The sequence below is a fragment of the Polaromonas sp. P1_E3 genome, assembly GCF_056405935.1.
In genome coordinates this window covers 1-1199 of record NZ_JBFUBD010000616.1, presented here as the reverse complement: position 1 = coordinate 1199, position 1199 = coordinate 1, and the positions used below count along the sequence as shown (strand labels likewise).

2 protein-coding genes are annotated in these 1199 nt (G+C 62.4%); both read left to right on the top strand.

The window, feature by feature from the left end:
- On the top strand, positions 1–524 hold a 524-nt coding region (locus AC1D0Z_RS22215; RefSeq protein ID WP_477660312.1), incomplete at its 5' end, for a sensor histidine kinase.
- A partial coding sequence (locus AC1D0Z_RS22210; protein WP_477660311.1) for a response regulator occupies positions 511–1199 on the top strand: 689 nt, incomplete at its 3' end. The genes AC1D0Z_RS22215 and AC1D0Z_RS22210, both read left to right, overlap by 14 nt.

The window sequence follows — 1199 nt, the reverse complement described above, 5'->3', positions numbered from 1 at the left end:
CCCTGGATGAACTGGACATTGGGTTGCGCGAAAGCATCGGCGATGTTCGCGAATTGCTGGTGCATTTCCGCACGCGCACCAATACGGACGATATTGAGCAGGCCTTGCAGGAAACACTGCAGAAATTCCAGAGCCAGACAGGGCTGTCCGGGCAATTGCAGGTCCATGGCCAAGGGCTGCCGCTGCCATCCGATGTGCAGGTTCAGGTGCTGCATGTGGTGCAGGAGGCGCTGTCGAATGTGCGCAAGCATGCCGGTGCCACGCAAGTCGGGCTGGAAGTGGTCAAAGGCGCGCACTGGCGGTTTGTGGTCCGCGACAACGGCGCCGGCTTCGACACCCAAAAGCACCCGGGGGAGTCCCATGTCGGCCTCAACATCATGCGTGAGCGCGCCGGGCGTATTGGTGCTGAGGTGAACGTTGCCTCCGCGGCAGGGCAGGGAACTACGGTCACGCTGACACTGCCGCCTCATCCCAAGGTCGGCGCGGGCATGGCGGCTCAGGAAACCCATCATGAAATCCATTGAACTGCTGGTGGTGGATGACCACACCCTGTTTCGCCGCGGACTGGTTGCACTGCTGTCGCAGGATGGTCGTTTCGATGTGGCTGGGGAGGCCGGCGATATCGGCGAGGCATTGCGCTGCGTAGCATGCAGCAAACCTGATCTGATCCTGCTTGACAATCACCTGCCGGGGGTTCTGGGTGTGGACGGCATCGCGGCGCTCAAGGATGCGGCACCCGGCACTCGCATCCTGATGCTGACGGTCAGCGAAAACGAAATAGATCTGGCCACAGCGCTGCAAGCCGGAGCCGATGGCTACCTGCTGAAAACCGTGGAACTGGACCATTTGTCGGAATCCATCATCAAGGTCCTTGAAGGCGAGTCGGTCGTGAGCCCGGAGATGATGACCAAGCTGGTGGCGGCCTTCCGGTCCAGGCCTGCTTTGCCCGCGACCAACGAGGCCGTCCTCCTGGAGGCGAACCGCAACGGGAGCGAGCCTGCGGCGGAGCAGGACGACTCGGCCCTTGCGCTGCTGTCGGCGCGTGAGCGGGAAGTGCTCGCACTGGTCGCGCACGGCGACAGCAACAAGGTGATTGCCCGCAAGCTCGATATCGCGGAAACCACCGTGAAGATTCACGTCCAGCACATCCTGCGCAAACTGCAGCTCAACTCGCGCGTGCAGGCCGCAGTCTACGCGGC